This is a genomic window from Agromyces larvae (assembly GCF_022811705.1).
Classification (GTDB): Bacteria; Actinomycetota; Actinomycetes; order Actinomycetales; family Microbacteriaceae; genus Agromyces; species Agromyces larvae.
Map to the genome: position 1 here is coordinate 179,571 of NZ_CP094528.1, position 23,048 is coordinate 202,618.

Here is a 23,048-nt window from a genome sequence, read left to right on the forward strand (position 1 = left end):
CCCGGCCGCAACCCACGGCCGCAGGAAGCGGAGGACGAACCATGACCCGTGCCATCCTCGTCGTCGACGTGCAGAACGACTTCACCGAAGGCGGCGCGCTGGGCGTGCAGGGCGGCGCCGCCGTCGCCGAGCGCATCTCGGCGTACCTCGCCGGGCACGCCGACGACTACGACCTCGTCGTCGCCTCCCGCGACTGGCACGACGCCGACAACGACAACGGCGGCCACTTCGCCGCCGAACCCGACTTCGTCGACACCTGGCCGCCGCACTGCGTCGCCGGCACGCCGGGCGCCGAGTACCACCCGTCGTTCGACACGAGCACCGTCGACGTGCACGTGCGCAAAGGCATGGGGGAGCCCGCGTACTCGGTGTACGAGGGCCACGCCGACGACGGCCGCCGCATCACCGAGGTGCTCGCCGAGCACGGCATCACCGAGGTCGACGTGGTGGGCCTCGCGACCGACTACTGCGTCCGCCAGACCGCGCTCGACGCGGTGGAGCACGGGCAGCACGTGCGGGTGTTCACCGACCTCGTCGAAGGGGTGCATCACGAGCGGTCGGCCGAGGTGCTCGCCGAGCTCGCGCACGCCGGAGCGGTGATCGCACAGAGCCCGGGCACCGCACCCGAAGTGGGGTAGCGTGGCGGAGGCGCCGTCGGCGTCGTTCCCACCCGCATCCAGAGGAGCCCGCCCTTCATGCCTTCGCGCCGCGCCGCCACCACGCTCGTCTTCGCCGGTCTCGCCCTCGGCTCGCTGCTGTTCACCGGCTGCGCCGGCCCGGCCGACGCCGAATCGACCTCCGCCGGTGCGTCGTCCGCCGAGAAGCCCTCGTCGAAGGACGCGACGGCCGAGAAGGAGTCGGCCGACGACGCGACCGACGCCGCGACGACCGAGGAGGACTGCCTCGCCTTCCAGAGTGCGCTGACCGACTCCGCCACCGCGCTGCAGGAGGGCATGAGCGAGTACTCCACCGATCCGGCGGCCGCCGTGGCGACGCTGAAGGACTTCCAGGGCACGTTCGACGCCGCGGTCGCCGACCTCTCCGACGCCGACGTCAAGGCGGTCGGCGCCGACGCGAGCGCGAAGCTCGCCGACGTCATCGGCGCACTCGAGGGCGGGGTCGCCGACCCCGCGAACCTCGACATGACCGCCTACCTCGAGAAGGTGACGGCGATGACCGAGTCGTTCGGCGCCATCGGCGAGGTCTGCGCCGCGTAACCGCAGCGACCGCACGCAGGCGAGGGGCGGGCGACGGGGATCCGTCGCCCGCCCCTCGCGCGTGTCACAGCGTGTTGCCGAGCTTGAACCCGTGCTCCTCGTCGCCGCGGCGGGTGTACGAGAAGCCGTCGGCTCCGATGGTCGCCTCCAGTTCGCTCTCCTCCTCGCGCGCGACGAGCGGCTGCGGGTTGCCGTCGAGGTCGAGCACGAGCGACGCGTCGGTGTACCAGGACGGCACCACGGGGTTGCCCCAGAAGTCGCGGCGCTGGTTGTCGTGCACGTCCCACGTGACCACGGGGTTGTCGGGGTCGCCGGTGTAGTAGTCCTGGGTGTAGATCTCGACGCGGTGCCCGTCGGGGTCGCGCAGATAGAGGTAGAACGCGTTCGAGACGCCGTGGCGCCCGGGGCCGCGCTCGATGCAGTCCGACCGACGCAGCGCGCCGAGCTTGTCGCAGATCGCGAGGATGTTGTGCTTCTCGTGCGTCGAGAACGCGACGTGGTGCATGCGGGGGCCGTCGCCGCCGGTCATCGCGGTGTCGTGCACGGTGGGCTTGCGACGCATCCACGCCGCGTAGACCGTGCCCTCCTCGTCCTGGATGTCCTCGGTGACGCGGAACCCGAGATCCTGCATGAACTTCACGGCCCGCGGCACGTCGGGCGTGACCTGGTTGAAGTGGTCCAGGCGCACGAGCGCGCCCGGCGTGTACAGGTCGTACCGCCACGCGAGCCGCTCCACATGCTCGACGTCGTGGAAGAACTCGTACGGGAACCCCAGCGGGTCGGTCACCCGCACCGAGTCGCCGATGCCCTTCGTGAACCCGTCCGCGCGGCGCTCGACGCGGCATCCGAGCTCGGTGTAGAAGGCGACCGCCTTGTCGAGATCCTCGGGCGTGCGGACCCGGTACGAGAACGCCGCGACCGCGGCGACCGGCCCTTCGCGGAGCACGAGGTTGTGGTGGATGAACTCCTCGAGGCTGCGCAGATAGACGGTCTGCTCGTCCTCCTCGGTCACGGTCAGGCCGAGGATGTCGACGTAGAAGTCGCGCGACCGCTGCAGGTCGGTGACGACGAGCTCCATGTACGCGCAGCGCAGGATGTCGGGCGCCGGCGCCGTGGGCGTCGGGATCGGGTGATCGGTGTGGATGGGGGCCTCCTGCGAAACGAAGAAGCCGGAGGAGGTGGGGGTGAGGTGGTCACGGTGGGGCATGTCAGCGTCCTTGCGTTGGTGGGGCGGTCGTTCCCTTCGACAGGCTCAGGGGCCGATCGATCGGGGTCAGCGCTTGCCGAAGGTGGGGTTGTGGGGTGCGCCGAGCGTGATGTGCACGCTCTGCTGGTCGGTGTAGAAGTCGATCGAGCGGTAGCCGCCCTCGTGGCCGAGGCCCGACGCCTTGACGCCGCCGAACGGGGTGCGCAGGTCGCGCACGTTGTTCGAGTTCAGCCACACCATGCCCGCCTCGACCGACTGCGCGAAGTTGTGCGCGCGCCTCAGGTCGTTCGTCCAGATGTAGGCGGCGAGCCCGTACTTCGTGTCGTTCGCGAGCGCGAGCGCCTCCTCCTCGGTGTCGAACGGGGTGATCGCCACGACCGGGCCGAAGATCTCCTCCTGGAAGATGCGGGCGTCGGGCGCGACATCCGCGAACACCGTCGGTGCGACGTAGTTGCCGGTCGCAAAACCCTCGGGCCGGCCGCCGCCGGCGACGAGCCGGCCCTCGCGCTTGCCCAGCTCGACGTAGCTCATCACCTTCTCGTAGTGCTCGGGATGCACGAGCGCGCCGACCTCGGTCGCCGGGTCGTGCGGATGCCCGACCTTCACGCGCTTCGCCTGCGCCGCGTAGCGCTCGACGAACTCGTCGTACACCTCGCGCTGCACCAGGATGCGGCTGCCCGCGGTGCAGCGCTCGCCGTTCAGCGAGAACACGCCGAAGATGCACGCGTCGATTGCGACGTCGAGGTCGGCGTCGGCGAACACGACCGCGGGGCTCTTGCCGCCGAGCTCCATCGAGAGCCCTTTCAGGTACGGCGCGGCGTTGCCGAAGATGATCTGGCCCGTGCGGCTCTCGCCGGTGAACGAGATCAACGGCACGTCGGGATGCTTCACCAGCGCGTCGCCCGCCTCCTCGCCGAGACCGTTCACGAGGTTGAACACGCCCGCCGGCAGCCCGGCCTCCTCGAAGATGCCGGCCCACAGCGACGCCGACAGCGGCGTGAACTCGGCCGGCTTCAGCACGACCGTGTTGCCGGTCGCGAGCGCGGGACCCAGCTTCCACGACTCGAGCATGAACGGGGTGTTCCAGGGAGTGATGAGGCCCGCGACGCCGATCGGCTTGCGGTTCACGTAGTTCATCTGCCGGCCCGGCACCTTGAAGGCGTCATCGGCCTGCGCGACGATCAGGTCGGCGAAGAAGCGGAAGTTCTCGGCCGCGCGCCGCGCCTGGCCCAGCGCCTGCGTGATCGGCAGGCCCGAGTCGAACGACTCGAGCTCGGCGAGGCGCTGGTCGCGCGACTCGACGAGGTCGGCGATCCTGTGCAGCACCCGGCTCCGCTCGCGGGGGAGCATGCGCGGCCACGGACCCTCGGTGAAGGCGCGGCGCGCGGCCGCGACCGCGCGGTCGATGTCGGCCCGCTTGCCGGCAGCGGCGTGCACGTAGGTCTCGTTCGTGACGGGGTTCAGCACCTCGAACGTGTCGCCGTCGAGCGAGTCGACGGACTCGCCGTCGATGTAGTGGCGGATCCGGTCGGGCAGACCCTCGGGGGTGAAGACGTCGGTCATGCGATGCTCGCTTTCGTTGCGGAGTCGGAGGTCGTCGGAGCTCCCTGAGCCGGTCGAAGGGGACGGCGCGGTTCGCGCGTGAGATCGGTGCCCTGCGACAGGCTCAGGGAGCGATCAGGCCGGTGCTCGGCCTGCTGCGCGAGCACGGCGTCGAGCGTGTTCGTGCGGTGGCGCCGGGCGGCGAGCTCGATCTCGAGCGGGTCGGCGTGCCGCTCGATCAGGTCGAGCAGCGCATCGTGCTCCTCGACCGAGGCATGCGCACGGCCCGGCACGAACCCGAACGACGTGTCGCGCAGCACCTTCAGCCGGTTCCAGCCGCGGTGCACGAGATCGAGCACGTGCGGGTTCGGGCAGAGCTCGAACAGCACGGTGTGGAACTCGAGGTTCAGCTCGGTGAACCGGTGCGGGTCGAACGCGGCGAGCACCTCGCGCATCCGCGCGTTGATCGCGCGCGCCTGCTCGATGCGCTCGGGCGTGATCGCGGGCGCCGCGAGCGCGGTGGCCGCGCCCTCGACGAGCGACAGCGTCTGCATCGTGTAGAGGTACTCGGCCTCGTGGATGAGCGCGACCTGCGCGCCCACATTGCGCTCGAACGTGACGAGCCCCTCGGCCTCGAGCAGGCGGATCGCCTCGCGCACGGGCACCACCGAGACATCCAGCTCGCGCGCGATGGTGCCGAGCACGAGCCGGTAGCCCGGCACGTAGCGGCCGTCCTCGATGCGCTCGCGGATGAACCGGTACGCGCGCTGGGACTTGCTCTCGCCGGTCAAGGCGTCGCTCCCTGAGCCGGTCGGAGGGAGGGGTCTCGGGTCGGGGTCGCTTCGACAGGCTCAGCGAGCGTGTTGCCGGGTTCGGCGAGCGTGTTGCCGGGTTCGGCGAGCGTGTTGCCGGGTTCGGCGAGCGTGTTGCTGGACTCGGCGAGCCGGTCGCGCTCGTAGCGGGCACGCCACTCGGCGTTCATCGGGAACAGCCCGTCGACCGCCTCGCCCTCGGCGACCCGCTCGGCGACCCACGCGTCGGCCGCGTCCTGCTCGGCAGCCTCGGCGGCGACCTCGGCGACGAGGTGCGGCGGAATCACGATCACGCCGTCGCCGTCGCCCACGATCACGTCGCCCGGCTGCACGGCCGCGCCGCCGCAGGCGATCGTCACGTCGGTCTCCCACGGCACGTGCCGGCGGCCGAGCACGCTCGGGTGCGGTCCCTGCGAGAACACCGGGATGCCGATCTCGGCGACCGCGTCGAAGTCGCGCACCCCGCCGTCGGTCACGATGCCCGCGGCGCCCCGCACCTTCGCGCGGAGCGCGAGCACGTCGCCGACGGTGCCGGTGCCGCGCTCGCCGCGGGCGTCGACGACGAGCACCTCGCCAGGGCCGACCGAGTCGAACGCGCGTTTCTGCGCGTTGTAGCCGCCGCCGTGGGACTGGAACAGATCGGGGCGAGCCGGGATGAACCGCAGCGTGCGCGCACGGCCCACGATGCGGGCACCGGGCAGGTTCGCGTGCACGCCCTCGATGAACACGTCGTGGTAGCCGCGCTTGCGCAGGGCGACCGAGAGGGTCGCGACCGCGACGCTGGAGAGCTGGGCGCGCAGGTCGTCGGTGAGCTCGAACCGAGTGCTCCCTGAGCCCGTCGAAGGGAGGCCGCCGGTTGGGGTCGCTTCGACGGGCTCAGCGAGCGGAGTGTCGGTTGGGGTCGCTTCGACGGGCTCAGCGAGCGCGACGGGCTTAGCGAGCGGAGCGGCTCGGCCCGCCGCGACCGCGGCCGCCAGCGCTTCGGCCGAGCCCCAGGCCTCCAGGCGCTGCGCGTCGTCGACCGACGGGGTGTCGCCGAAGTCGCCGAACGGCACCTCGCCCTGGACGACGGAGGTGACGAGCCGCCCGGTGCTCGGCGCGCCGGGGGCGTTCGGCGCGTCGACCTCGACCTCGACCACGTCGCCGGGCAGCACGACGCTCGACCCGGCAGGCGTGCCGGTCAGGATCACGTCGCCCGTCTCGAGGGTCAGGTGCTGCGACAGGTCGGCGATGATGCGGCCGAAGCCGAAGATCATCGCGTCGGAGGTGTCCTCCTGCACGAGCTCGCCGTTCACCCAGGTGCGCACGCGCCACCCGCCCTCGCCGGCGACGTCGGCCGGGATCGCGACCGGCCCGATCGGCGTGAACCCGTCGCCGCCCTTGTTGCGCAGGTTCGACCCCTTGTCGGCGGTGCGCAGGTCGTACACACCGAAGTCGTTCGCCGCCGTGACCTGGGCGACGTGCGTCCAGCCGTCCTCGGGTGCGACGCGGCGCGCGGGCTCGCCGATCACGAGGGCGATCTCGCCCTCGAACGCGAGCAGCTCGGTGCCGGCGGGGCGCTCGACGGTGCCGCCGGTCGCCGCCAGCGACGACGACGGCTTCAGGAAGTAGCTCGGATGGGCGGGCGTGCGGCCGCGCTGCGCAGCGCGCGACGCGTAGCTCAGGTGCACGGCGATGATCTTGCCGGGCGTGGCGATGGCGGAGGTCATGGGCGTCCTCGTCTCGTGGGTGGAAGGGTCAGTAGCTCGTGCGGGATGAGCTCGAGGCATCCGGTTCGCCCGTCGCATCCGGCGCGCTCGGCCGCGACCCGACGAAGCGATCCGCGAGCGACTCGGTCGCGCGCGCGAGCAGCGCGACGTCGGCGCCGACCGCCGCGAACGACGCACCCGCGGCGAGGTAGCGCTCGGCCTCGTCGGGCACGAACGCGTTGATGCCGGCCGGCTTGCCCGCCGCCCGCGCGGCGCGGATCGCGGTGAGCGCCGCCTCGACGACATCGGGGTGGCTCGGCTGCCCGAGCAGCCCCATGGATCCGGCGAGGTCGGCCGGGCCGACGAAGATCGCGTCGACGCCGTCGACCGCGAGGATCTCCTCGACGTTCGCCACCGCAGCGGCCGACTCGATCTGCACGGTGAGGCTCACCGTCGACGAGGCATCCGCAAGATAGCCCTCGACCCGGTTCCAACGCGACGACCGCGCGAGCGACGCACCCACGCCGCGCACCCCGGCAGCGCCCGGAGCCGAGCCTGCGCCCGGATACCGCACCGCGCGCACCAGTTCGCGCGCGTGCTCGGCCGAGTCGACCATCGGCACGAGCAGGTTCTGCACGCCGAGGTCGAGGTACTGCTTCACGACGACCGTGTCGCCGATCGGCGGGCGCACGACCGGCGCGACCGGGTACCCCGACACGGCGTAGAGCTGGTGCAGGATCGTCTGCAGGTCGTTGGGGGAGTGCTCGGCGTCGATGAGCACCCAGTCGACGCCGCTGCCCGCGACCACCTCGGCCACGAGCGGGCTGGCCGAGCACACCCACAGGCCGATCTGCGGGCGGTCGGCCGCGGCGAGGCGCGCCGCGAACGTGTCGGGGAGGTTCATTCGAATCGGCATGTCACGGCTCCCAGGTCTCGGTAGTCGGCGTGCACGGTGTCGCCGCGCTCGACCCACATCGGGCGGGTGAACGAGCCCGCGAGGATGATCTCGCCGGCCCCCAGCGCCTGCCCGTGCTGGGCGAGCTTGTTCGCGAGCCACGCGACGCCCATCGCCGGGTGGCCGAGCACGGCGGCGGCGACGCCCGACTCCTCGATGGTCTGGTTGCGCGAGAGCAGCGCCGACACCCAGCGCAGATCGACCTCGTCGACCTTCACCGGGCGGCCGCCGAGCACCATCGCGCCCATCGCGGCGTTGTCGCTGATGGTGTCGACGATGGTGCGGCCCTGCAGCTCGATGTGCGAGTTCAGGATCTCGAGCGCGGGCACGACGTAGGCCGTGGCATCCAGCACGTCGAAGATCGTGGTGTGCGGGCCCTCGAGCCGGTCGGCGAGCACGAACGCGAGCTCGACCTCGATGCGCACGTTCGAGAACCGGTCGAACTCGACCGTGGAGCCCGACTCGATGACCATGTCGTCGAAGATGACGCCGTAGTCGGGCTCGGTGATGCCGGTCGCGACCTGCATCACCTTCGAGGTGAGGCCGATCTTGCGCCCGACGAGCCGGGCGCCGGCGGCGGCGCGGCGGTCGGCCCAGCGGCGCTGCACCGCGTAGGCGTCGTCGATCGTCATGTCGGGGTGCCGGGCGGTGAGCAGCGGCACGGTGGTGCGGTCGCGGTCGGCGGCGACGAGTTCGTCGGCGATCGCGTCGCGGGTGGCGTCATCGAGCATGGTTCTCCACGTCGTCGGGGTGATATCCGAAATTGTATACGATCCGCGTGGTCGCGCAAGTCGCCAGCCGGCTCGGCCGTTTCGCGGATCCGGAATTTCAACGCAACACGCCGGGCATGCGAACCCGATCAGCGGCGAGTCGCGCGATTCCTCCTGATCCGCGTGAACGAGGTTCGCGGGGCGTGGACTTGGGTGAGGCGGGGAGGGTCGCGCTAGGCGTTCACACGGATGATCTCGTGCTGGTAGGGCGCCATCACGGTCGGGGATATGCGGCAGTCGAGCAGCAGGAAGCGTCGCCGATCGGATGCCTCGCCGGCCCAGGTACCGAGCCGGTCGAGGTCGGCGAGCTCGCGCACGACGACGCCCTCGGCGCCGACTGCCGCAGCGAGGGCGGCGAAGTCGACCTCGGGAATCCGCATCGGCGCCTGCGCGAGGCCCTTGCGACCGTAGAGGTGCACCTCGGCGCCGTAGGCGGCGTCGTTCCAGACCACGGCCAGGCCCCGGCCGCCGGCGGTGCGCACGGCGGTCTCGAGGTCGGCCAGTGCCATCAGTCCGCCGCCGTCACCGGTGGTCAGCACGATCGTCGACGAAGGCTTGGCCGCTGCGGCGCCCGCGACGCTCGGGAACCCGAGCCCGATCGACTGGTACGCCGTGCCGACCATGACCATGCGGTCGGGCGACGCGATCGGCCAGTACATGTTCGCCCAGCCGATGAAGTGCCCGCCGTCGGAGACGACGACGCGGTCCTCGGGCAGCAGTTCGGCGACGCGCTGCGCGACCGCGCGGGGGTCGAGGCGGCCGTCGTCGGCGAGGCCGTCGGCGCGGTCGGGCCTCGGGTAGACCCGCAGCGGCTCGAGGTCGATCGATTCGCGCCACCCCGACGGCGTCGCATCCAGCTTCGCCAGTTCCGCGACGAGCGCACGGGCCACGACGGCGGCATCCCCGCGCACGAACCCCCCGACGTGCGGGTGCGTCGCCGCCGGCGAGACATCCACCTGGAACACCCGCGTGCGCGGCGCGAACAGCTCGCCGAACCGCATCGTGAACTGGTTCATCGACGCGCCGAACACGACCGCGACGTCGGCCTCGCGCACGAGCGCCATCGCACCCTCGGTACCGAACCCGCCGGTGACGCCCAGGTCGTAGCGGGTGTCGGGGAACACCCCGCGCCCGAGCGCCGTGCCGGCCGTGATCGCCCCGGTCGCCGCGGCGAGCTCGCCGAGCGGCTCGCTCGCCCCGGCCAGCCACGCCCCGCGGCCGGCGAGCAGGAAGGGCCGGCGAGAGCGGGCGAGCGCATGGGCGAGCTCGGCGATCACGCCGGTCGCATAGGGGCTGGCGGGGGTGAGCGGAACCGGATGCCGCAGGGCCGGCGCCGGCGGAACCTCGCCCGCGTCGAGCGCGGCGACGTCGTACGGCAGCGCGAGGACGACCGGTTGCCGACGCGCCAGTGCGTGCTCGATGGCGAGGACGACGGTGGCCGCGGCATCCGTTCGCCCGACCGTGTAGGTGCGTGCGCCGACCGCGGAAGCGAGCGCGATCTGGTCGACGTCCCAAGCGCGGCGGCCGGCGGTGGGCTGGTCGCCGACGACGAGCACGAGCGGCACCTCGGCCTGCACCGCTTCGGCGAGCGCGGTCAGCGTGTTCGTGAAGCCGGCTCCGTAGGTGGCGGTCGCGGCGGCCAGCCGGCCCGACGCGCGGAAGTAGGCGTCGGCGGCGACCACGCCGCCCGCTTCGTGCCGCACCGCGGTGAACACCACGTCGGTGTCGTGGTCGAGGGCGTCGAGGAACCAGGCGTTGCCGTTGCCCATCAGGCCGAAGACGTGGCCGACATGGGCGGCGAGGGTGCGGGCGACGTGGGTGGAGACGGCGGGCATGCGGAAGCCTTTCGAGACGGTGACGGATGCTTCGTTCCGTATGTGTCTCGCGCGGCCGGCGGCGTTGCCGGCCGGGCTTCGTGCCCATTTTTCGAGCACCGGCGCGGCGATCGGGAGATCGCGCAACGCCTGGACGTGGTCGAGTATACGACGGCTCGAACCGGCTGAGCGGTGCGAGTTGTGTTTCTTGTCAACAGTTGTAGACTAACCGCACGGCACACCGGAGTGACCGCTCGAGTCGTCCCTCTGACGGGCATTCCGGGACCTGCGCTCCACGCGCGAACCGAGGAACCGGCCGACGAAACCACAGCGCACGTCCTCATCCCTGCACCGGCTACGAGAGAAGAAGACATGAAGAAGGCACTGGCGGCTATCTCGCTCACCGCTGCTGCGGCGCTCGCGCTGACGGCGTGCAGCTCCGGCTCAGAACCGCCCGCCGCGGAAGGCGGCGACATCGCCGCCAAGCCGCTCAGCATCGGCAACTTCCTGGACGTGACCAGCTGGGACCCGTCGCTCGCCGACATCGGCTTCGACGGCCCCTACCTGTCCGCGGTCTACGACCCGCTGCTCGCGATCGACGCCGATGGCGAGCCGCAGCCCGCCCTCGCGACCGACTGGGAGACCTCGGACGACTTCCTCACCATCACGATGGACCTCCGCACCGACACGACCTTCTCGGACGGCGCCGCGTTCGACGCCGACGCGGCCGTGAAGAGCCTCGACTACCTCAAGGCGGGCGTCCGCTCGCAGGAGGCGTACCGCAACGTCGAGAGCTTCGAGGCCGTCGACGAGGACACCATCGCCATCCACCTCACCCAGCGCGACGACACGATCCTGTACTACATGGGCCTCGGCCGCAGCTACATGATGTCGCCGAACGCGATCGACGCCGGCACCCTCGCCGAAGCCCCCGTCGGCTCCGGCCCGTACACGCTGGGCGCGAGCTCGGTGCCCGGCGCCGAGTACCACTTCGACAAGGTCGCCGACCACTGGGCCGCCGATGAGTTCCCGTTCGACCCGCTGACGATCACGCCGCTGAGCGACGCGACCGCGATGCTGAACGGCATGCAGAGCGGCCAGTTCCAGCTGATCTACGGCGACAAGGCCGGCACCGACATGGCGCCGGACATGGGCTGGAACGTGGCGAGCGGCCTCGCGACCTGGGTCGGCCTGCAGTTCAGCGACCGCGCCGGCGCGACCGAGATGGGCAAGCCGCTCGGCGAGCTGAAGGTGCGCCAGGCGCTGAACTACGCCTTCAACGGGCCCGAGCTGGTCGAGACCATCGGCCAGGGCGTCGGCGAGGCGACGAACCAGCTGTTCCCCGTCGGCACGCCCGGCTACGTCGACTCGATCACCGACATGTACGCGTACGACCTCGACACGGCGAAGTCGCTGCTCGCCGAGGCCGGCTACGCCGACGGCTTCGAGATCACGATGCCGATGGCGCCGCAGTTCCAGGCCTGGCAGGCGATCGTCGAGCAGACCTTCGGCGAACTCGGCATCCGGGTCACCTGGAAGGAGACCGACTTCATGTCGTACATGTCGGTCGCGCCCGACTACCCGATGTTCCTCGCGGTCATCGCGATGGACTCGAACCCGATCGCGACCGTGCAGCGACAGATCGCCGAACCGCAGTGGTACAACCCGACCCCGGGCATCGAAGCGTTCCCCGAGGTGCAGGCGCAGCTCGACGTCGTGCTCACCGCCGAGCGCGGCGACGCCCAGATCGCCGAGGTCGAGAAGCTCAACCAGCTCGTGACCGAGCAGGCGTTCTTCTCGATCTGGAGCCAGTCGACGAACACCTACATCACGACCGCCGACTTCGAGGTCACGCCGATCACCGGCATGATGTTCCCGACCCTCCGCCAGATCGCGGTCGTCGGCTGACCATCCCAGGGGCGGGGCCGGCGACGGCCCCGCCCCACCGGTCCACCCCCACCGACCAGGAGTCCCGATGCTCACCTTCACGCTCAAACGGCTCGCATCCGGCGTGATCCTGCTGTTCGTCGTGTCGACGGCGACGTTCTTCCTCGCCTACACGGCGATCCCCGACCCCACCCTGGGCCTGCTCGGCAGCGCCGCGACGCCCGATGCGCAGGCCGCGCTCGCCGAGCGGATCGGCACCGATCGACCGGTGCTCGTGCAGTACTTCGAATGGCTCGGCGGGCTGGTTCAGGGCGACCTCGGCACCTCGTGGAAGAACTTCCAGCCCGTCAGCGCGCAGATCGCCGTCAAGCTGCCCGTCACCCTCTCGGTGGTGACGCTCTCCATCCTCCTGTCCGCCGTGCTCGGCGGCGTGCTCGGCGTGCTCGCCGGACTGCGCCCGAACACCTGGATCGACCGGGTGGTCAAGGCCGGCGCCGTGATCCTGTTCGCGCTGCCCGGGTTCTGGGTCGCGCTCGTGCTCGTCATGACGTTCGCCGTGCAGCTCCAGTGGTTTCCCGCGGTCGGCTACGTGCAGCCGACCGTATCGCTGCCCGACTGGCTGAGGTCGATCACCCTGCCGGCGATCTCGCTCGCCCTCGGCGCGGTGGTGATGATCGCCGAGCAGCTCCGCAACGCGATCATCCAGGCCGACGGTCAGGACTACATGCGGACCCTGCGCAGCCGCGGTCTCTCGCAGCCGCGGCTCGTGACGCACCTGCTGCGCAACTCCGCCCCGCCCTCGCTCACGATCCTCGCCCTCATGTTCGTGGGCCTGCTCTCGGGGGCGATCATCGTCGAGCAGATCTTCGCGTTGCCGGGCATCGGGCCGCTGACGCAGTCCTCGTCGCAGAACGGCGACATCCCGATGCTGCTCGGCATCACCGTCATCACGGTGATCTTCGTCGTGATCATCAACTTCCTCCTCGACGTCCTCCTCGGCTGGATCAACCCGAAGGTGCGTGTGAAATGACCGCTCCGCTCACCGACCGCATCGACTCGCGCGAGCGCGAGCGCGGGCGCGGTTCGACCTTCGTCCGTCTGCTGAAGCGGCCCGCGGGTGCGATCTCGCTCGCGGTGCTCCTGCTCATCGTGCTGGTGGCCGTGTTCGCGCCGCTGCTCGCCCCATACGACCCGAACTTCGTCGATCTCACGATCACCCGGGCGCCGCCCAGCGCCGAGCACCCCCTCGGCGGCGACACGACCGGTCGCGACGTCCTCAGCCGGCTGATCTTCGGCACGCGGATCACCCTCTGGGGCGCGTTCGTCGCGGTCGCCACCTCGATCGTGATCGGCGTGCCCTCGGGCCTGGCGGCCGGATACTTCGGCGGCAAGACCGACCGCATCGGCACCTGGATCTCGGACGCCGTGCAGTCGGTGCCCGGCATGATCATCCTGCTCATCGTGGGCTCGAACACCGGCAACAACTTCGACATCCTGATGGTGACCGTCGGCGTGTTCATGGCACCCGGCTACTTCCGCCTCACCCGCTCGACCGTGCTCGCGGTACGGAACGAAGCGTACGTCGACGCCGCCCGCGTATCGGGGCTCTCGAACGCGCGCATCATGGGCCGGCACGTGATCCGGCCCGTGGTCGCACCGATCGTGATCCAGTCGGCGCTCACCGCCGGCATGGCGATGGGCATGCAGGCCGGCCTGCAGTTCCTCGGCATCGGCGGCGGCACGACCCCCGGGTGGGGTGCCGCGATGAACGAGGGCTTCCGGGTCATGCGCACCGACCCGCTGCTGCTGCTCTGGCCCTCGCTCGCGCTCGGCATCTCGATCGCAGCGCTCGCCGTGCTCGGTTCGACGCTCGCCGACGTCATCAGCGTGAAGACGCCGATGCTGACCAAGCGGCAGCGTCGCAGGATCGCGCAGAAGAACGCCGCAGCCCTGCCCGCCGACGCGGTCGAGACGGTCACCGGTTCGGTCTCGCACGCCGCCGCCGACTCAGCGGTGCGCCTCGAGAACCTGCGGGTGAAGTACGAGACCACCAACGGCGCCGTCGAAGTGGTGCACGGCATCACGCTCGACGTCGCGCCCGGCGAGGTGCTCGGCATCGTTGGCGAGTCCGGTTCGGGCAAATCGCAGACCGTGTTCTCGATGCTCGACCTGCTGCCGAGCTCGGGCTACTGCACGGCGGACGCGATCTGGATCGGCGGCGAAGACGTGACCCGGCTCCCGCGATCCGCTCGCGCGAAGCTGCTCGGCCACCGCATCGGCTACGTGCCGCAGGAGCCGATGACGAACCTCGACCCCTCGTTCACGATCGGCCACCAGCTGACGGAACCGCTGCGCGCCGTGCACGGGCTCAGCCGCGCCGACGCCAAGGCCCGTGCGCTCGCGATGCTCGAACGCGTCGGCATCGCCGACCCCGCCCGCGTGATGCGCTCGTACCCCCACGAGCTCTCGGGCGGCATGGCGCAGCGCGTGCTCATCGCGGGGGCGATCGCCGGCAAGCCGTCGGTGCTGGTCGCCGACGAACCGACGACGGCGCTCGACGTGACGGTGCAGGCCGAGGTGCTCGAGCTGCTCCGCGAACTGCAGCAGGAGTACCGGATGGCGCTGGTCATCGTCACCCACAACTTCGGCGTCGTGGCCGACATCTGCGACCGGGTCGTCGTCATGCGCTCGGGTTCGATCGAGGAGATCGGCGAGGTGTCGCGGCTCTTCTCCGCGCCCGAGAGCGAGTACACGCGCGAGCTCATCGCCGCATCGCTCGACGGAGCCGAGAGCCGACGCGAACTCGATCGCGCCGGTCTGCGACCGGCGGTCGGCGACGCGATCGATGGGGGCGCGATCGATGGGGGCGCGGCCGGGCCGGCATCGGCTTCGGCGGCGCAGACGGATGCCTCGACCGAGGCGCAGACCGAGGAGGTCCGGGCATGAGCACGAACGACGCACCGCTGCTCGAGGTCTCCGACCTCGTCGTGGCCTACGGCACCAAGCGCAAGCCGGTGCCGGTGCTGCACGGCGTCTCGCTCGAGGTCGGAGCGGGCGAGTGCGTCGGCCTGGTCGGCGAGTCGGGGTCGGGCAAGTCGACCCTCGGCAAGGCGATCCTCGGACTCGTGCCCGTCGCGTCGGGCACCATCGGCTTCGACGGTCGCGACATCACGCACGCGAAAGGCCGCGACCGCCGGGCCCTCGCCGCCGACATCCAGGTCGTCTTCCAGGATCCGTACGGCTCGCTCGACCCGCTGATGACCGTGGGAGACATCCTCGCCGAACCGCTCGCCACGGCGGGCGCGAGCAAGGCCGAGGCGAAGGCCGTCGTCGGCGAGATGCTCGACCGGGTTCGACTGCCGAAGCACGTGATCGACCGGTACCCCAGCGAGTTCTCGGGGGGTCAGCGCCAGCGCATCGCGATCGCACGCGCGCTCGTGCGCCGGCCGCGCCTGATCATCTGCGACGAGCCCGTGAGCGCGCTCGACCTCACCACGCAGGCGACCATCCTCGACCTGCTGATCGAGCTGCAGCGCGACACCGGCGTCTCGTACCTCTTCGTGTCGCACGATCTCGGCGTGGTGCGCCGGGTGTGCCACCGCGTCGCGGTGATGTACCGGGGCGAGCTGGTCGAGACCGGCGACGGCGACGTGATCACGAGCGACCCGCAGCACGCCTACAGCAAGCGGCTGCTCATGGCCTCGCCCGTCGCCGATCCGCAGCTGCAGGCCGAGCGTCGTCGAGCGTGGCTCGCGCTGCGCGAGGACCGGGCCGCCTAAGCGCGTCGCCCGCGCCGACGGAGCCCCGCCCCCGCCCACCGGCGGGCGCGGGGCTCCGCGCTGCGCCGGCGCCCCCGGCACGCAATTCAGGGCGGGAGGCGTGTCGCGGGGTCGACACGCCGAGCCGCTTCGCGACACGCCGAGTGCGAACCTGAATTGCGTACAGCGCAGTTGCGTACAGCGCAATTGCGTACAGCGCAGTTGCGTGCAGCGCAGTTGCGTGCAGCGCATTGCGTGCAGGGGGATGCCGCTTCCTAGGGGGCGAGGCCGGCGCGGGCGACGAGGGGGCGGACGACGAGCCAGGCCAGCGCCGCCGCGAGGCAGGCGCCGGCGGCCATGGTCAGCGACATGGCGATCGCGTTCGAGCCGCCGAGGGCGGCGAGCGGCGCCACGATGGGGCCCACGGTGAACTGGAGGGTGCCGAGGGCGGCCGACGCGGTGCCGGCCCGCTCGGCGTGCGCGCCGAGCGCGAGGGTCGTCCCGTTCGGGCCGCCGACGCCGATCGAGAACAGGAAGAACGCGAGCGCGCCGACGACCGCCGCGACCGGCAGCCCGGCGAGGGCGGCGACCACGAACAGCGACGCGGCCGCCGCGGTCGCGGTCTGGCCGGAGAGGTACATCCGCACGGGGCCGAGCCGGCGCACGGCGACGCGCGACACCTGCGAGCCGATCATGTTCGCGAGCGCGTTCGCGGCGAACACCAGGCTGAACAGCTGCGGGCTCAGCCCGTACTCGTTCTGCAGCACGAAGCTCGACTGCGAGAGATAGGTGAAGAACGCGACGCCGCCCGCGGCGGCGGCGACGAGCAGGGTGACGAAGACCCGGTCGCGGGCGAGTTCGCGGAGGTGCCGGCCCGTGGTGCGGAGCATCCCACCGGAATGGCGGCGCTCGGGCGGCAGCGTCTCGCGCAGCGAGGTGGCCGCGAGCACGAACAGCAGCGCCCCGATGCCGGTGAGCACGCCGAAGATGCCGCGCCAGTCCATGATGAGCGCGAGCTGCCCGCCGATGACGGGTGCGACGATCGGCGCGCTCGCCGAGACGAGGGCGAGCAGCGACAGCATCCGGCTGAGTTCGGCTCCCTGGTAGAGGTCGCGGGCGACGGCGAGGCAGATGACGATGCCCGCCGAGCCGGCGAGGCCTTGCGCGAGTCGCGCCGCGATGAGCACCTCGATCGTGGGTGCGAACACGCAGGCGAGCGAGAAGAGGGCGAAGAGTGCGACGCCGATGAGCAGCGGGCGGCGGCGGCCGAAGCGATCCGAGAGCGGGCCGGCGATGAGCTGGCCGACACCGAGGCCGATCATGCAGACCGACATCGTCGCCTGGGCGAGCGCGTCGCTCGTGCCGAGGGAGGCCGCCAGCTGCGGCAGCTGCGGCATGTAGAGATCCATCGAGAGCGGCCCGAACGCCTCCAGCAGACCCAGCACCAGGATGGATCGGCGCACGCTCATCACGGGCTTCGCGGTCGTCATGCGGTCTCTTCCGGTCGGATCAAGGCGATGGATGCCTCGGCGCGGGCGCCGAGGCATCCATCGGGGTGGTGGCGGTTCAGGCCGAGAGCACGCGTCGCAGCCAGCTGTCGCGGGCCGCGACGGCGGCGCGCGACACGATCGCGTCGGGCGAGAACCCGGAGAAGCCGTGGTACGCGCCCGACCAGACGTGCAGCTCGGCCTGGCCGCCGGCCGCCCAGATGCGCAGGGCGTAGTCGACGGACTCGTCGCGGAAGACCTCGGCCGAACCGACCTCGATGTACGCGGGCGGGAGCCCGCCGAGGTCGGTCGCACGGGCGGGCGCTGCGTGCGGGGAGACCCGGTCGGTGCCGCGGTCGGGGCCGAGCATGGCGTTCCACCCAGTGTCGTTGTTGTTGCGGTCCCAGGCGCCGATGCCGTCGTACTGGTACGACGAGACGGTGTCGTTGCGGTCGTCGATCATCGGGCAGTTGAGCAGCTGGCCCGCGAGCCGCGGCCCCGAGCGGTCGCGTGCGACGAGGGCCACGGCCGCGGCGAGCCCGCCGCCGGCGCTCGCGCCCGAGACGATGATGCGCTCGGGATCGACGCCCAGCTCGGCGGCGTTCGCGGCGAACCACTCGAGGGCGGCGTAGCAGTCCTCGACCTGGGCGGGTGCCGGATGCTCCGGGGCGAGCCGGTACTCGACCGCGACGCCGACCGTGCCGTACCGGAGCGCGAGGTCGATGAGCTCGCCGGTGCCGAAGAAGCGGGTGCCGAGCACGTAGCCGCCGCCGTGGATGCCGAGCACGCCGGGGGCGAGCGGGGCGTCGGCGTGCTCGCTCGCGCCCGGCACACGGGCGGGGCGGACGATCGTGATCTCGACGTCGGGTGCCCCGGCCGGCCCGGGGATCAGGCGGTGCTCCCACTCGACCGGCAGGTCGCCGACCTGCTCGTCGATCGGCTGGATGATCGTCGCGAAGTGCTCGCGGTTGGCGAGGATCGTCTCGGCGCGCAGCGGGATCCGTTCGACGAGGTCGAGGAAGAACGCGAGCCCCGGCTCGAGCTCGGGGTCGTACGGCACCGGGCGCGGCGCGGCGACGCTCATGCGGCACCGCCCGCGGTCGCCGGCAGCCCGAGCACCCGGCGCAGCCACGAGGTGCGCGTCGCGAGCGCGGCCCTCGTGATCTCGGCGTCGGGCGCGTACATGTCGAACCCGTGGAACCCGCCCTGCCAGACGTGCAGTTCGGCCTGCCCGCCCGTCGCCCAGATGCGCGTGGCGTAGTCGACGTCCTCGTCGCGGAACATCTCGGCGGCGCCCACCTCGATGAACGCGGGCGGCAGCCCCGAGAGGTCGGTCGCGCGCGTCGGCGCGGCGTAGGCGGGCGCCTCGGTCGAGTAGGCGAGCTCCTCGCCGAGCACGCAGCGCCAGGCGAACAGGTTCGCTTCGCGCTGCCAGGTGCCGATGCCGTCGTACTGGCGGCTCGCGACGGTCGAGTTCGTGTTGTCGAGCATCGGGCACAGCAGCAGCTGCCCGGCGAGGGCGGGGCCGCCGCGGTCGCGGGCCATGAGGGCGACCGCGGCCGAGAACCCGCCGCCCGCGCTGCCGCCCATGACGACGAGGCGCGCCGGGTCGACGCCGAGCTCGGCGGCGTTGGCGGCGACCCACGCGACGGCCGCGTAGTTGTCTTCGACACCCGCCGGGTACGGGTGCTCGGGCGCGAGCCGGTACTCGACGTTGACGCCGACGATGCCGAGTTCGGCGACGAGGTCGGCGACGCGGCCGTGCTCCCACGAGCGGTGCCCGACGACCATGCCGCCGCCGTGGATGTTGACGACGGCCGGCACGGCGGCTCCGCCGTTCGCGGGGCGGTGCCCGGCGGGCCGGAAGACGGTGAGCTCCAGCTCGGGGGCGCCGGCGGGGCCGGGGATCGAGCGCTCCTCGGCCTCGATGCCGCGCTCGCGGGCGACGCGCTCGCCGTCGGCGCCGGGGAACGCGTCGCCGGTGCCGCGCATGAGCGGCAGCGTGTCCTCGGTCATCGCCGGCTGGGGCTGGGCGGCCATCGCGTCGAGGATCGGCGCGATCTCGGGGTCGAACGGCACGGGTGCGGGTCGGGTGGCGGTGTCGGTCATGTCAGGGTCCTTCGGGGTCGACGAGGTCGCGGTCGGCCTGGAACGGGTCGACCAGTTCGCGGATGCGGGCGGCGCCGACGCGCTCGACGAGGTCGAGTGCGCCCAGGTTGGACTCGAGCTGGGCGAGCTTCGTGGCGCCGAAGAGCGTCGTCGTCGCGGCGGGGTGCGTGAGGCTGAACGCGACGGCGAGTTGGGCGGGGGTGGTGTCGAGGTCCGCGGCGACCGCGGTGAAGTCGGGCACCGAGGCGATGATCTGCTCGCGGATGCCGCCGGGATCGCGCCCGACCTCGCGGGCGGGGGAGACGTTGCCGGCCAGGATGCCGCCCTCCATCACGTCGGAGGCCTGCATCGTGACGCCCTGCTGCCAGAGCGCCGCGAAGGGGGCGCCGTCGGGGATCGAGCGGCGCGCGACGCTGTACTTCAGCTGCGCGATGGCGGGGCCGGGCACGCCTTCGGCGGCCGCGACGTCGATGAGCGCCTGGACGTTCGTCGCGGACCAGTTGTTGACGCCCCACGCCCGGATCAGCCCGGCGTCGCGCAGTGCCGCGAGGTCGAGCACGAGGTCGCGGAAGTCGATGACGTTCTCGCGCACGTCGCCGAGGATGACGAGGTCGGAGTAGTCGGTGCCGACGCGGAAGAGCGCGCGCTCGAGCTGCGGGCGGAACCCGCCGGGGCCGAAGCCCTCGAGCCAGAGCTTCTCGCTCAGCAGGTAGTCTTCGCGGGCGACGCCGGCGGCGCGGATGATGGCCGAGAACAGCACGTCGGTGAACGCGGGCGGCCCGCCCGGGAAGGCGTAGACGCCGACGTCGAACAGGTTGATGCCGCGGTCGACGGCGGTGCGGACGAGCTCGACCGCGTCTTCGAAGTGCATCCGGTCGTAGGTGTGCCACGAGCCGAGGGAGAGGCGCGAGGCGCGCAGTTCGGAGGTGCCGATCGCGCGGCGGGGGACGGTGGCGGTGCTGGTCATGGCAGGCCCTCTCAGTTCAGACGGGGGTCGATGACGGCCTTGATCTCGCCGAGCTTCGACATGGCGGCGATGCGCTCGGATGCCTCGGCGAGACCGCAGGGCTCGGAGAACAGGTCGTCCCATGCGAATCGGCCGGCGAAGGCGCGGAAGAACTCGATCGCCCGGTAGTAGTCGGCGATGTCGCCGTTGAGCGAGCCGACGACGGTGAGCTCCTTGCCCATGATCGCCGAGAGCGTGATCGGCTCCCCGGCGGGCCCGGTCGAGCCGACGATCACGACGGTGCCGCGCTGGGCGGCCATGCCGATGGCCTCGGGGCCGACCGAGGGGGCGCCCGCGAAGTCGAGGACGAGGTCGGCACCCCGACCGTCGGTGAGCTCGAGCACCCGGGCGACGGTCGCTTCGGAGCCGCCGGCGATGTCGACGACCGCGTCGGCGCCGAAGCGTTCGGCGACGGCGAGCCGGGCCGCCGGCGCGCCGACCGTGATGACCTGGCCGGCGCCCGAGAGGTGGGCGACGGCGGTGGCGAAGATGCCGAGGGCGCCCGACCCCTGCACGACGACGCGCGAACCGGGTTGCACGCCGCCGGCGCGCTCGAAGGCGCGCAGCACGGTCTTCGCGGCGCATCCGGCCATCGAGGCCCAGGTGTCCTTCACCTCGTCGGGCAGCAGGAGCTTCGCGGCGCCCGGGACGACGTAGGCGTACTCGGCGAGCCCCGCGGTCGCGAACGGCGGCACGTCGGACCGCTGGAGGAACCCGTACCCGCGCCGCGAGCACGCGACGGGCTGGCGCAGCACGGTGCATCCGAAGCACTCGCCGCAGGTCGACTCCGACCAGCCGATGCGGTCGCCGACCTGGATCTCGCGGCCGACGGCGTCGCGGGTGCCTTCGCCTGCGGCGACGACCTCGCCGACCATCTCGTGGCCGAGCACCATCGGCAGCATGCCGGGGAAGGACATCCTGCCCTCCCAGATCTCGATGTCGGTGCCGCACAGGGTCGAGCACGTGATGCGCACGAGCGCGGCGCCCGGCTCGATCGCCTCGGGCAGCGGCAGTTCCTGCAGGTCGAGCGGTGCGCCGTGCGCGGTGAGGACGGCGGCGCGGGTAGAGAGGGGGATCGTCATCGATTGCTCCGTTCGTGGCGGAACCGCTGCGTCGCGACGTTGTCGACGGGGCCGCCGGGTGTGGGTTATTCTACAGATGTTGACCAAAATTGCCAGCGTTCGAGGAGGACACGTGCAGCACGCCGAACGATCCGAGGGCGACGCGTCCGCCGACCTCGTCCTGCGCGGCGGCACGGTCCTCGTGCTCGACGGCGCCGACACCCGCGGCACCGCCCTCGCGGTGCGCGCCGGGCGGGTCGCGGCGGTCGGCGACGACGCCGACATCGACCGGCTGATCGGGGCCGGCACGCGCGTCGTCGACCTCGCGGGGCGGGCGGTCATCCCCGGCGTCAACGACTCGCATCTGCACGCCTGCTGGCTCGGCGCGATCTGGCCCAGCACCTTCTTCGGCGACGCCCCCGCGGCGGGCGGCGGGTTCGGGGCCGGCCCCGAGGCATCCGGGGCATCCGGGGCATCCGGGGCGTCCGAGGCATCCGGCCCCGAGGCATCCGGCCCCGAGGCATCCGGCCCCGAGGCATCCGGGCACGTGGTATCCGAGGCATCCGGCCATGCGGGCGACCCGCACACCGCGGAAGCCGCACCGCTCGTGACGAGCCGGGCGGAGCGGCGCGCCGCGATCCTGCGGGCGGGCGAGCTCCTCGCCTCGCTCGGCATCACGAGCTACACCGAGCCGGGCATCGGGCCCGGCGAGGACGACGGGCAGACCGGATGCTTCGGGCAGGACGTCTTCGACGCCTACGTCGAGCTCGAGGCCGAAGGGGCGCTGCGCGCCCGCGTGAACGTGCTCGCGCTCTTCGGCCTGCTCGACGGCGCCTCGAGCCTGGAGGCGTTCGCCGCCGGGCTGCGCGGCCTCGATCGAGAGACGTCCCGGCCCGACCGGCTGCGCGTGGCCGGGGTGAAGGTCTTCGGCGACGGGATCCCGCCGATGCTGCAGGCCTGGACCCGGCACCCCTACCCCGACGGCTCGCACGGCGGGCTGCTCGTCGACGGCGCCGACCTCGCCGACCGCGAGCGGAACCTGCGCGCGATGATCCGGCTCGCGCACGATGCCGGATTGCAGGTCGGCGTGCACGCCACCGGCGACCGAACGATCGACACCGTCATCGACGAGGTCGCCCGCGCGGTCGGCGACCGGCCGGCGGACCTGCGGCACTACGTGATCCACGGCGACCTCGCCGCCCCCGCCTCGATCGAGCGTCTCGCGCGGCTCGGCATGGGCATCAACGTGCAGGCCGGCATCGCGGGCGCCACCTCGGGGTGGCTGGCAGGGGTGCTCGGGGAGGAGGTCGCCCGCGCGGCGTGGCCCATCGATGCGGCGCTGCGCGCCGGGGTGCTGTCGCTCTCGTCGGACGCGCCGATCCTCGGCCCCGACTGGCGGCAGGGCATCGCCGCGGCCGATGCCTGGATGGGCGCGCCCGCGGATGACGCGGAGCGCGCCGCACGCATGGGGGCGCTGCTGCGCGCCTGCACCGTCGCGCCCGCGCGGCAGGACCGCGCCGAAGCGTGGAAGGGAACGCTGGCTCCCGGCATGGTCGCCGACCTCGCCGTGCTCGAGACCGACCCGTTCGAGGTGACGCCGGCCGAACTGCCCGCCGTCGCCGTCGAGCTCACGGTCGTCGACGGCGACATCGTGTACGAGCGCGTGCCCGCGGGGGCGGCGGCCGAGTAGCCGGCGCACCCGACGAGGAGGCGGGGGCCGCGTGCGCGACCCCCG

19 protein-coding genes are annotated in these 23,048 nt (G+C 72.1%); 7 read left to right on the top strand and 12 right to left on the bottom strand.

Going from position 1 to position 23,048, the window contains the following annotated elements; translation table 11 throughout:
* The first annotated feature begins 41 nt into the window (after positions 1-41).
* Both MTO99_RS00780 and MTO99_RS00785 read left to right on the top strand, forming a co-directional pair.
* Positions 42-638 carry an isochorismatase family protein gene (locus MTO99_RS00780; RefSeq protein ID WP_243556120.1) on the top strand — a complete coding sequence of 199 codons (597 nt, stop codon included), beginning with the start codon at positions 42-44 and terminating at the stop codon, positions 636-638.
* A 57-nt stretch (positions 639-695) separates the two neighbouring features.
* Complete coding sequence (locus MTO99_RS00785; RefSeq protein WP_243556122.1) at positions 696-1,217, top strand: hypothetical protein; 522 nt, start codon at positions 696-698, stop codon at positions 1,215-1,217.
* Between the two features lie 64 nt (positions 1,218-1,281).
* On the opposite strand, the gene hpaD is transcribed toward MTO99_RS00785, so the two are convergent.
* The 7 genes from hpaD to MTO99_RS00820 form a co-directional block, all read right to left on the bottom strand.
* Positions 1,282-2,424 (bottom strand): 3,4-dihydroxyphenylacetate 2,3-dioxygenase, encoded by a 1,143-nt coding sequence (gene hpaD, locus MTO99_RS00790; protein WP_243556124.1) that lies wholly within the window; start codon positions 2,422-2,424, stop codon positions 1,282-1,284.
* 66 nt (positions 2,425-2,490) lie between these two features.
* Positions 2,491-3,987: a 5-carboxymethyl-2-hydroxymuconate semialdehyde dehydrogenase gene (gene hpaE, locus MTO99_RS00795; RefSeq protein ID WP_243556126.1), complete on the bottom strand. Its 1,497-nt coding sequence runs from the start codon at positions 3,985-3,987 to the stop codon at positions 2,491-2,493.
* Positions 3,984-4,757, bottom strand: a complete 774-nt coding sequence (locus tag MTO99_RS00800) for a GntR family transcriptional regulator (protein WP_354002503.1) — start codon at positions 4,755-4,757, stop codon at positions 3,984-3,986. The genes hpaE and MTO99_RS00800 overlap by 4 nt, the downstream gene beginning before the upstream one ends.
* On the bottom strand, positions 4,754-6,487 hold the full coding sequence (locus tag MTO99_RS00805; protein ID WP_243556128.1) for a fumarylacetoacetate hydrolase family protein: 1,734 nt from the start codon (positions 6,485-6,487) through the stop codon (positions 4,754-4,756). Before MTO99_RS00805 ends, MTO99_RS00800 begins: the two co-directional genes overlap by 4 nt.
* Before the next feature lie 28 nt (positions 6,488-6,515).
* Positions 6,516-7,382: an aldolase/citrate lyase family protein gene (locus tag MTO99_RS00810; protein ID WP_243556130.1), complete on the bottom strand. Its 867-nt coding sequence runs from the start codon at positions 7,380-7,382 to the stop codon at positions 6,516-6,518.
* On the bottom strand, positions 7,367-8,152 hold the full coding sequence (gene hpaH, locus MTO99_RS00815; RefSeq protein WP_243556132.1) for a 2-oxo-hept-4-ene-1,7-dioate hydratase: 786 nt from the start codon (positions 8,150-8,152) through the stop codon (positions 7,367-7,369). The genes MTO99_RS00810 and hpaH overlap by 16 nt, the downstream gene beginning before the upstream one ends.
* A 212-nt stretch (positions 8,153-8,364) precedes the next feature.
* On the bottom strand, positions 8,365-10,026 hold the full coding sequence (locus MTO99_RS00820) for a thiamine pyrophosphate-binding protein (protein ID WP_243556134.1): 1,662 nt from the start codon (positions 10,024-10,026) through the stop codon (positions 8,365-8,367).
* A 351-nt stretch (positions 10,027-10,377) separates the two neighbouring features.
* On the opposite strand from MTO99_RS00820, the gene MTO99_RS00825 reads away from it, so the two are divergent.
* The 4 genes from MTO99_RS00825 to MTO99_RS00840 all read left to right on the top strand — a co-directional run bounded on the left by MTO99_RS00825 (position 10,378) and on the right by MTO99_RS00840 (position 15,671).
* On the top strand, positions 10,378-11,913 hold the full coding sequence (locus tag MTO99_RS00825; RefSeq protein ID WP_243556136.1) for an ABC transporter substrate-binding protein: 1,536 nt from the start codon (positions 10,378-10,380) through the stop codon (positions 11,911-11,913).
* Positions 11,914-11,980: 67 nt separating this feature from the next.
* Positions 11,981-12,922 (top strand): ABC transporter permease, encoded by a 942-nt coding sequence (locus MTO99_RS00830; protein ID WP_243556137.1) that lies wholly within the window; start codon positions 11,981-11,983, stop codon positions 12,920-12,922.
* The gene (locus MTO99_RS00835) at positions 12,919-14,838 is read left to right on the top strand and encodes a dipeptide/oligopeptide/nickel ABC transporter permease/ATP-binding protein (RefSeq protein ID WP_243556139.1); all 1,920 of its coding nucleotides are present in this window, start codon (positions 12,919-12,921) and stop codon (positions 14,836-14,838) included. Before MTO99_RS00830 ends, MTO99_RS00835 begins: the two co-directional genes overlap by 4 nt.
* Positions 14,835-15,671 carry an ABC transporter ATP-binding protein gene (locus tag MTO99_RS00840; protein WP_243556141.1) on the top strand — a complete coding sequence of 279 codons (837 nt, stop codon included), beginning with the start codon at positions 14,835-14,837 and terminating at the stop codon, positions 15,669-15,671. The genes MTO99_RS00835 and MTO99_RS00840 overlap by 4 nt, the downstream gene beginning before the upstream one ends.
* A 254-nt stretch (positions 15,672-15,925) precedes the next feature.
* On the opposite strand, the gene MTO99_RS00845 is transcribed toward MTO99_RS00840, so the two are convergent.
* The 5 genes from MTO99_RS00845 to MTO99_RS00865 all read right to left on the bottom strand — a co-directional run bounded on the left by MTO99_RS00845 (position 15,926) and on the right by MTO99_RS00865 (position 21,334).
* Complete coding sequence (locus MTO99_RS00845; protein WP_243556143.1) at positions 15,926-17,140, bottom strand: multidrug effflux MFS transporter; 1,215 nt, start codon at positions 17,138-17,140, stop codon at positions 15,926-15,928.
* Between the two features lie 76 nt (positions 17,141-17,216).
* Entirely contained in the window at positions 17,217-18,221 is a 1,005-nt protein-coding gene (locus MTO99_RS00850; RefSeq protein ID WP_243556145.1) for an alpha/beta hydrolase, read from the bottom strand.
* Positions 18,218-19,246: an alpha/beta hydrolase gene (locus tag MTO99_RS00855; RefSeq protein ID WP_243556147.1), complete on the bottom strand. Its 1,029-nt coding sequence runs from the start codon at positions 19,244-19,246 to the stop codon at positions 18,218-18,220. The genes MTO99_RS00850 and MTO99_RS00855 overlap by 4 nt, the downstream gene beginning before the upstream one ends.
* Before the next feature lies 1 nt (position 19,247).
* Positions 19,248-20,213, bottom strand: a complete 966-nt coding sequence (locus MTO99_RS00860; RefSeq protein WP_243556149.1) for an aldo/keto reductase — start codon at positions 20,211-20,213, stop codon at positions 19,248-19,250.
* Between the two features lie 11 nt (positions 20,214-20,224).
* The gene (locus MTO99_RS00865) at positions 20,225-21,334 is read right to left on the bottom strand and encodes a zinc-binding dehydrogenase (RefSeq protein ID WP_243558870.1); all 1,110 of its coding nucleotides are present in this window, start codon (positions 21,332-21,334) and stop codon (positions 20,225-20,227) included.
* Between the two features lie 112 nt (positions 21,335-21,446).
* Between MTO99_RS00865 and MTO99_RS00870 the strand changes: the two genes are divergently transcribed.
* Positions 21,447-23,003, top strand: a complete 1,557-nt coding sequence (locus MTO99_RS00870) for an amidohydrolase (protein WP_290428394.1) — start codon at positions 21,447-21,449, stop codon at positions 23,001-23,003.
* Positions 23,004-23,048 lie beyond the last annotated feature (45 nt).

Bases quoted from the DNA above. Each gene is read 5' to 3' on its own strand.
- MTO99_RS00780 (WP_243556120.1), top strand. From the start codon at position 42: ATGACCCGTGCCATCCTCGTCGTCGACGTGCAGAACGACTTCACCGAA.
- MTO99_RS00785 (WP_243556122.1), top strand. From the start codon at position 696: ATGCCTTCGCGCCGCGCCGCCACCACGCTCGTCTTCGCCGGTCTCGCC.
- hpaD (WP_243556124.1), bottom strand. From the start codon at position 2,424: ATGCCCCACCGTGACCACCTCACCCCCACCTCCTCCGGCTTCTTCGTT.
- hpaE (WP_243556126.1), bottom strand. From the start codon at position 3,987: ATGACCGACGTCTTCACCCCCGAGGGTCTGCCCGACCGGATCCGCCAC.
- MTO99_RS00805 (WP_243556128.1), bottom strand. From the start codon at position 6,487: ATGACCTCCGCCATCGCCACGCCCGGCAAGATCATCGCCGTGCACCTG.
- MTO99_RS00810 (WP_243556130.1), bottom strand. From the start codon at position 7,382: ATGCCGATTCGAATGAACCTCCCCGACACGTTCGCGGCGCGCCTCGCC.
- hpaH (WP_243556132.1), bottom strand. From the start codon at position 8,152: ATGCTCGATGACGCCACCCGCGACGCGATCGCCGACGAACTCGTCGCC.
- MTO99_RS00820 (WP_243556134.1), bottom strand. From the start codon at position 10,026: ATGCCCGCCGTCTCCACCCACGTCGCCCGCACCCTCGCCGCCCATGTC.
- MTO99_RS00825 (WP_243556136.1), top strand. From the start codon at position 10,378: ATGAAGAAGGCACTGGCGGCTATCTCGCTCACCGCTGCTGCGGCGCTC.
- MTO99_RS00830 (WP_243556137.1), top strand. From the start codon at position 11,981: ATGCTCACCTTCACGCTCAAACGGCTCGCATCCGGCGTGATCCTGCTG.
- MTO99_RS00835 (WP_243556139.1), top strand. From the start codon at position 12,919: ATGACCGCTCCGCTCACCGACCGCATCGACTCGCGCGAGCGCGAGCGC.
- MTO99_RS00840 (WP_243556141.1), top strand. From the start codon at position 14,835: ATGAGCACGAACGACGCACCGCTGCTCGAGGTCTCCGACCTCGTCGTG.
- MTO99_RS00845 (WP_243556143.1), bottom strand. From the start codon at position 17,140: ATGACGACCGCGAAGCCCGTGATGAGCGTGCGCCGATCCATCCTGGTG.
- MTO99_RS00850 (WP_243556145.1), bottom strand. From the start codon at position 18,221: ATGAGCGTCGCCGCGCCGCGCCCGGTGCCGTACGACCCCGAGCTCGAG.
- MTO99_RS00855 (WP_243556147.1), bottom strand. From the start codon at position 19,246: ATGACCGACACCGCCACCCGACCCGCACCCGTGCCGTTCGACCCCGAG.
- MTO99_RS00860 (WP_243556149.1), bottom strand. From the start codon at position 20,213: ATGACCAGCACCGCCACCGTCCCCCGCCGCGCGATCGGCACCTCCGAA.
- MTO99_RS00865 (WP_243558870.1), bottom strand. From the start codon at position 21,334: ATGACGATCCCCCTCTCTACCCGCGCCGCCGTCCTCACCGCGCACGGC.